Genomic DNA, 8,115 nt, shown 5'->3' on the forward strand with positions numbered 1-8,115 from the left:
TGGCGCACATCCCGATTTCGCCGCCTATGCGGCCCTGGCCTGAGGTGACCGGACATGAGTGAACTGCTGAGCTTTGCGATCGAACCCCTGGACGCCGCACGCGGCAACCTGCCACTGCTGGTGCGCGCGCCGGAGCCGGGTATCGACCTGCTGGAAGCCTTTGCCGAGTTGCAGCCGCTGGTGGACCGGCACTTGCTGCAGGCTGGCGGCATCCTGTTTCGCGGCTTCGAGGTGGGTGGTGCCGAAGCGTTCCGCCAGTTCGCCGCTTCCTTCGGTCACCCGCTGCTCAACTACGAGTTTGGCTCCACCCCGCGCAGCAACGTGACCAAGGGCGTGTACACCTCCACCGAGTACCCGGCGCACCAGAGCATCCCCCTGCACAACGAGCAGGCCTACACCCTGGAATGGCCGATGAAGATCTGGTTCTACAGCGTGATCCCCGCCGAGACCGGTGGCGAGACGCCGATTGCCGACAGCCGCGAGGTGTACCGGCGCATGCCGGCGCGCATTCGTGAGCGGCTGGTGGAGAAGGGGCTGATGTACGTGCGCAACTACGGCAACGGCCTTGATGTGGAATGGTCGCAGGTGTTCAACACTGAAGACCCGCGCCAGGTCGAGGCCTATTGCCGGGCGCATGCCATCGAGTGCATCTGGAAGGATGACGGCGAATTGCGCACCCGCCAGCGCTGCCAGGTGGTGGCGCGCCACCCGGTGACCGGGGAGGATGTGTGGTTCAACCAGGCGCACCTGTTCCATGTGTCGAACCTGCAGCCAGAAGTGCGCGAGTCGTTGATGGACATCGTCGAGGAAGAGGACTTGCCGCGTAACGTGTACTACGGCGACGGTACGACCATCGAAGATTCGCTGCTCGATGAAGTGCGCGGGGTGCTGGACGAATGCACCATCAGCTTTCCGTGGCTGGAGAGCGATGTGTTGATGTTGGACAACATGCTTGCGGCACATGCGCGGTCGCCGTTTACCGGCAAGCGCAAGGTGGTGGTGGCGATGGCGCAGGGGCATTCCGAGTTGTTGCGCTGACAGGGCGTGGCCAAGCCCTCGAAAGCTGCGCTGTTTTTGTAGGAGCGCGGCCAGGACATCGCCCGCCGTTTCATCGAACTCAGCCCCGACAAGCGCCGCCTGTTCCTCAAGGTGCTGCATGGCCCGCTGGAACCACCGCCCATTCCCAGGAGACGCTGAGGGCATCCCCTGCCGCAGCGCCCGGGAGCAAGCCTCGGAGCTGATGGGCTATGCACGCGACTTGTCACTGACCGGCTTGATGGATGGCGATCAGCAGATGCTCTGGGCTTCGCATTACTTCGCAGCCATGGCCAAGGCGCTGCTGGATGATGCCGAGTTGGGTTTTCTGCGCTGATCCTTGTATTGGCTGGGCTGGCCCTTTCGCGGCTGATCCTACAGGGATTGTGCATGCCTCAGGTTATGCAGAATGCCTCAGGCTGTGCACAACTCCTGTGGGAGCGGGCGTGCCCGCGAACACCGGCGCAGCCGGTGCCAGCCACCGCGTCGCCTGATTCGCGGGCACGCCCGCTCCCACAGGGATGGTGTTGGGCCTAAGGTTGGCGCCACTAAATCAACCCCCCACACCTTCGTCTGACAGTTACCGCTCGACTGCCAGGACACCGCTCGACATGAATGCCGACCAAACGCTCAAGCTCGCCCGCCGCTTCATCGAACTCAGCCCCGACAAGCGCCGCCTGTTCCTCAAGGCGCTGCAGGGCGAGGGCATGGATTTTTCCGTGCTGCCGATTGCGCCCGGGGTGGATGTGGCCGAGCGTGACCAGCTGTCGTACGCCCAGCGGCGCATGTGGTTCCTCTGGCAGCTCGACCCGCAAGGTGCGGCGTACAACCTGCCCATGGCCGTGCGCCTGACTGGCCCGCTGGATCTGGCAGCCCTGCAGCACGCCTTCGATGCTCTGGTGGCCCGCCACGAAACCCTGCGCACCCGCTTCATCGCCGACGGCGATGACGTGCGCCAGCAGGTCGATGCCAGCGCTGCCCCGTTGCAGCTGCACCAGGATGCCCTGGCCGGCCTGGAGGAGGGCGCCCGTCAGGCCGCCATCGAAACCATCGCCGAAGCCGAAGCCCTGGCCCCCTTCGACCTGGCCAGCGGCCCGCTGTTGCGGGTGCGCCTGCTGCAACTGGCGGCACAGGAGCACATCCTGCTGCTCACCCTGCACCACATCGTCGCCGACGGCTGGTCGATGAACGTGCTGATCGACGAATTCCTGCACCTGTACGATGCCGCCGTGGCCGGCAACGAAGCCCGCCTGGAACCGCTGCCGATCCAGTACCGCGACTACGCCCTGTGGCAGCGCAGCTGGCTCCAGGCCGGTGAGCAGGAGCGCCAGCTGGCCTACTGGCAGGCGCGCCTGGGCGACGACCATTCGCCGCTGGAGCTGCCACTGGACCGCAGCCGCCAGGGCCGCCCCAGCTATCGCGGCGCGCGTCACGAGTTCCCCATCGCTGCAGATGTCGCCGAACGGCTGCGCGGCCTGGCACGCAAGCATAACGTCACCCTGTTCATGGTCCTGCTGGCCGCCTTCAAGCTGCTGCTGCAGCGCTACAGCGGCCAGTCGGCGATCCGTGTCGGCGTGCCCATCGCCAACCGCAACCGCTCCGAAAGCCAAGGGCTGATCGGCTGCTTCATCAATACCCAGGTACTGCACACCGAAATCGACCCGCTGCTGGACATCACCGGCCTGCTCCAGCGCGTGCGCGAAACCGCCGTAGGCGCGCAAAGCCACCAGGACCTGCCGTTCGAGCAACTGGTCGAAGCCCTGGACCTGCCGCGCAGCAGCGAGAGCCCGCTGTTCCGCGTGCTGTTCAACCACCAGGCACAGGTGGCGGATGTGCAGGCCATCGAGACCCGCTCCGGCCTGAGCCTGGCGCCTGTCGTGCTGGCAAAGCACAGCGCCCGCTTCGACCTCGCGCTGGACACCCATGAGCGAGCGGGGCAGCTGCACGCAGCGTTCACCTATGCGACCGACGTGTTCGATACGGCCACCGTCGAAGCCCTTGGCGAGCAGTGGCTGGCCCTGGTGCAGGCATTGGCCGACGAAGCGGGTGGCGCAGTCGGCGAGCTGCCATTGCCAGGCTTGGCCCCTGCCATTGGCGCGCCTGCGAAGGCTGACGCAACGCTGCTGGTCCACCAGCGCTTTGCCGCCGCCGCCAGCCGCCACCCTGAACGCACGGCGGTGATGGCTGCGGGCGAGCAGGCCAGCTTCGCCGAACTCGATGCCCGCGCCGAGGCCATTGCAGGCCGGCTGGTGGAAGCCGGAGCAGGGCCGGACACACTGGTCGGCGTGCTGGCCGACCGCAGTGTTGGCATGCTTGCCGGTATCCTCGGCGTGCTCAAGGCCGGTGGCGCCTACCTGCCACTGGAGCCCGAGCAGCCGGCCGAGCGCTTGGCCTACATGCTTGCCGACAGCGGCACGCGCCTGGTACTGGCGCCCGGCAACTGGCAAGCCGAACTGCCCGAAGGCGTGCAGCGCCTGGACTGGGCGCAAACTGGCAACGGCAGCGCCGCCCGTATCGAACCGGCGCCGGCCAACCTGGCCTACGTGATCTACACCTCCGGCACCACCGGCCAGCCCAAGGGTGTGGCGGTCAGCCACGGCGCCCTGGCCAACTACGTCGAAGGCATCGCCGCGCGCCTGCCGGTCGAGCGTATCCGCAGCATGGCCCAGGTCTCGACCCCGGCTGCCGACCTCGGCCACACCATGCTGTTCGGTGCCTTGTGCGGCGGCCATACCCTGCATTTGCTGCTACGCGAGCAGGTGCTGGATGCCGAAGGCTTCGCCGCCTACCTGGCCGAGCATCAGGTAGACGCGCTGAAGATCGTACCGTCGCACCTGGAAGCCATGTTGGTGGCCGGCCGCTCGGCGCTGCCGGCACAGTGCCTGGTGCTCGGCGGCGAGGCCATCAGCCCGAGCCTGTTGGACAAGGTCCGCAACCTGGCCCCTGCGCTCAAGGTGTTCAACCACTACGGCCCGACCGAAACCACCGTCGGTGTGCTGGTCGCCGAACTGAACGGGCAGGCCAGCCTCGGCCAGCCCCTGGCCAACACCCACGTCGCGGTGCTCGATCGCTGCCTGCAACCCCTGCCGGCCAAAGCCAAGGGCGAGCTGTACATCGGTGGCGCCGGCCTGGCCCGCGGCTACCTGAACCGCCCGGCACTCACCGCCGAGCGCTTCGTCCCCGACCCGAACGGCAGCCACGGCCAGCGCCTGTACCGCAGCGGTGACTGGGTTCGCCAAGGTAGCGACCTGCAGTTCGCCGGGCGCATGGATGGCCAGGTGAAGGTCCGTGGCTATCGCGTGGAACTGGCCGAAATCGAAAACCAGCTGCGTGCCTTGGGCGGTGTCGCCAATGCCCTGGTTCGCGTGCATGGCCAGGCGCCGCAACTGCAACTGGCTGCCTGGCTGGTGCCCAGCCAGATGCCGGCCGACAGCCTGGCCTGGCAGGAGTCGGTCCGCGCCAGCCTCAAGAGCCTGCTGCCCGAGCACATGGTGCCGACCCACCTGATAGTGCTGGAGCACCTGCCAGTCACGGTCAACGGCAAGGTCGACGTCAAGGCGCTGCCGGAACCCGTCGCCACCCAGGTGGCCTATCAAGCGCCGCAGACCCCGCTGCAAACGCAATTGGCGCAGATCTGGGCGCAAGTCCTGCAAGTACCGCAGGTAGGCCTGGGTGACAACTTTTTTGCCCTTGGCGGCCATTCGCTGCTGGCCACCCAGGCGGTATCGCGGATACGCAAGCAGCTGGGCGTGGATATCCCGCTGCGCAGCCTGTTCGACACCGTCGACCTGCAGGCCTTTGCCCAGGCAGTGGCCGAAGGCGAGCAGGGCGCAGGCCTGGACATCGAGATCCTCGACCGCCAGCAACCGCTGCCGGTGTCCCGCTCGCAAAACCGCCAGTGGCTGTTCTGGAAGCTCAACCCCGAAAGCCTGGCCTACAACACGCCGATGGCCGTGCGCATGCAGGGCCACCTCGACCACTGCGCCGTGCAGGCTGCGCTGGATGCCTTGGTAACCCGCCACGAATCGTTGCGCACGGTGTTCGTCGAGGCCGACGGCCTGCCCTGGCAGCGCATCCTGCCGGCCGCCACGGTACCGATCGGTTTCGAAGACCTCAGCGGCCAGGACCACGCCGCGCAGATGCGCAAGCTGGAAGCCGAAGCCTTCGTCCCGTTCGACCTGGAGCACGGCCCGCTGCTGCGCGCACGGCTGTTCAAGGTGCATGCGCAGGAGCACCTGCTGTCGCTGACCTTGCACCATATCGTCTCCGATGGCTGGTCGATGAGCCTGCTGGTGCGCGAGTTCGCCGCCGCCTACAACGCCGCCGCCACGGGCCAGGCGCAAACCATCGAGCCACTGCCGGTGCAGTACGCCGACTTCGCCGCCTGGCAGCGCAAGTGGCTGGCCGAGGGGCAGATGCAGGCGCAGATCGACTACTGGAAGGCCCGCCTGGAAGACGACTTCGAAGTGCTGGAACTGCCTGCCGACCGCATTCGCCCGCAGGTCAAAAGCTACCAGGGCAGCCGCTTCGACGTGCGCCTGCCACAGGCCCTCACCGAGCGCCTGCGGGCACTGGCGGTGGCATCCAACGCCACGTTGTTCCATGTGTTCCTGGCGGCCTATGCCATCGTGCTTTCGCGCTACAGCCGCAAGGGCACGCTCAACATCGGTGTGCCGGTCACCAACCGCAACCGCCTGGAGCTTGAAGGGCTGATCGGCTTCTTCATCAACGTGGTGGTGGCCCGTATCAGTGTCGATGGCAGCCAGCCTTTCGCGCAGTTGCTGGCGGCAATCAAGGAAACCACCTTGCAGGCCCAGGCCAACAAGGACGTGCCGTTCCTCGAGGTAGCCGAGGCGCTGTACCCCGACCGTGGCCAAGGTGTGAACCCGTTCTTCCAGGTGCTGTACAACCACCTGCGCGACCTTGGCGAGCAGGTGTCCAGCGATGCCCTGCACGGCCTGCAGGTCAAGGAAGTGGACCTGCTGGAGCCGGGCGCGCAGTACGACATTTCGCTCAATACCCTGGAGCGCTCCGACGGCGTGACTGCCTCGTTCAACTATTCCACCGACCTGTTCGATGCCGCACGTATCGAGCGCATGGCCGGGCATTGGCAAGCACTGCTGGAAGCCATTTGCGCCGAGCCACAGCGCTGCATTGCCGAGCTGGACTTCCTTGGCAGTGCCGAACGCCAGCAGCTGTCCCACGGCTGGAACCCGGCGCCCCAGGCTGGCAGCGGCTTGTGCGCGCACCAACTGCTGTCACTCCAGGCCCACGAGCGGCCGGATGCACTGGCGCTGATCTTCGACGACCAGCAGATGACCTACGCCGAACTGGACCGCAGCAGCAACCAGCTGGCCCACCGCCTGCGGGCGCTGGGCGTGGGGCCGGACTGCCTGGTTGGCGTGGCTGTCGAGCGCGGTCTGGGCATGGCCCTGGCGCTGATCGCCATTCACAAGGCGGGTGGCGCCTATGTGCCGCTGGACCCGGACTACCCGCAAGAACGCCTGGCCTACATGGTCGAGGACAGCAATATCGGCCTGCTGCTGGCCGACGCGCCCTCGCGTGAGCGCCTGCAACTGGGCAAGCAACTGCCCTGCGTGGTACTGGAGCCGGGCACCGAGTGGCTGCAAGCCTGGCCCGCCGAACCGCTGGCCAACCTGGCGGCACCGCACAACCTCGCCTACGTCATCTACACCTCCGGCTCCACCGGCATGCCCAAGGGCGTGGCCATCGACCACCAGGCCCTGTCGCTGTTCTGCCAGGTGGCCGGCGACTATTCGCACCTCAGCCCAGGCGATCGCGTGCTGCAGTTCGCCACCATCAGCTTCGATGGCTTCATCGAGCAGTTCTTCCCGCCGCTGGCCCAGGGCGCCTGTGTGGTGCTGCGCGACCTGCGGCTGTGGGACACCGCCACCCTGCTGGACGAGATCAACCGCCACGGCGTGACTGTGGCCGACCTGCCGGCGGCCTACTGGCGCCTGCTGGCGCTGGAGCGCCGCGCCCCCGAGGCCTATGGCCGGCTGAAGCAGATTCACGTGGGGGGAGAGGCGGTGCCGGAAGATGCCCTGCGCGCCTGGCTGGCCGACGGCCCGCCAGCGGTGCGCCTGCTGAACACCTACGGCCCGACCGAAGCCACCGTGGTCGCCACCACCTACGACTGCTCGCAGATGACCGTGGAGCAGATCAGCCAGGGCGGCGTGCCGATCGGGCGTGCCTTGCCGGGGCGTACCCTGCATGCCTTGGACGATGGCCTGGCGCCGACACCGGTGGGCGTGCCCGGCGAGCTGTTCATCGGCGGGGCAGGGTGCCTGGCACGCGGTTATCACCAGCGGCCGTCACTCACCGCCGAGCGTTTCATCCCCGACCCGTTCGACCCGGTTGGCGGTGGCCGCCTGTACCGCACCGGCGACCTCGGCTGCTACGACGAAAACGGCCAGCTGGCCTATCGCGGCCGGGTCGACCACCAGGTGAAGGTGCGCGGCTTCCGTATCGAGCTGGGCGAGATCGAGCAGTACCTGCGGGCGCACCCGGACGTTCGCGAAGCCACCGTAGTGGCCATCGACCTGCCCGGTGGCAAGCAGCTGTGCGCCTATGCGGTTCCGGCCGAAGGCTACCGCGGCGATCTGCGCCAGGCCCTGAAGCAGTACCTCAAGGCCAGCCTGCCGGACTACATGATCCCGGCTTACCTGGTGACACTGCCGAGCATGCCGCTGACCCCCAGCGGCAAACTCGACCGCAAGGCCCTGCCACTGCCCGACCCGAACCAGCCGCAGCATGACTACCAGGCGCCGCAGAGCGAGCGGCAGCAGCAGCTGGCGAACATCTGGGCGCAGTTGCTGAACGTTGCCCGGGTCGGCCTGAACGACAACTTCTTCGAGCTGGGCGGCCACTCCTTGCTGGCGGCCCAGGCAGTGTCGCGGATCAACGTCGAGCTGGGGCTGGACATACCCCTTCGGCTGATCTTCAGCCACCCCGAACTACGCGCGTTCGCCCAGGCACTGGACGAGCAGGGCCTGTCGCTCTCCGACGATGGCCTGAGCGATATCGAACAAATGATGAATGCATTCACAGAGGCCTGAC

Annotated in this window: 3 protein-coding genes; all 3 read left to right on the forward strand. The window is 67.0% G+C overall.

Annotation, left to right across the window (positions count from 1 at the left end):
• Window positions 1–54: 54 nt before the first annotated feature.
• The 3 genes from CAG22_RS06165 (at window position 55) to CAG22_RS06175 (ending at window position 8,114) form a co-directional block, all read left to right on the forward strand.
• Entirely contained in the window at window positions 55–1,038 is a 984-nt protein-coding gene (locus tag CAG22_RS06165; protein ID WP_085665293.1) for a TauD/TfdA family dioxygenase, read from the forward strand.
• A gap of 118 nt (window positions 1,039–1,156) precedes the next feature.
• A complete protein-coding gene (locus tag CAG22_RS06170; protein WP_085704950.1) occupies window positions 1,157–1,372 on the forward strand; it encodes a DUF3077 domain-containing protein in 216 nt (71 codons plus the stop codon).
• 274 nt (window positions 1,373–1,646) lie between these two features.
• Window positions 1,647–8,114, forward strand: coding sequence for a non-ribosomal peptide synthetase (locus CAG22_RS06175; RefSeq protein WP_085704952.1), 6,468 nt, complete (start codon window positions 1,647–1,649; stop codon window positions 8,112–8,114).
• Window position 8,115 lies beyond the last annotated feature (1 nt).

The organism is Pseudomonas sp. B8(2017) (genome assembly GCF_002113575.1).
Taxonomy (GTDB): Bacteria; Pseudomonadota; Gammaproteobacteria; order Pseudomonadales; family Pseudomonadaceae; genus Aquipseudomonas; species Aquipseudomonas putida_Z.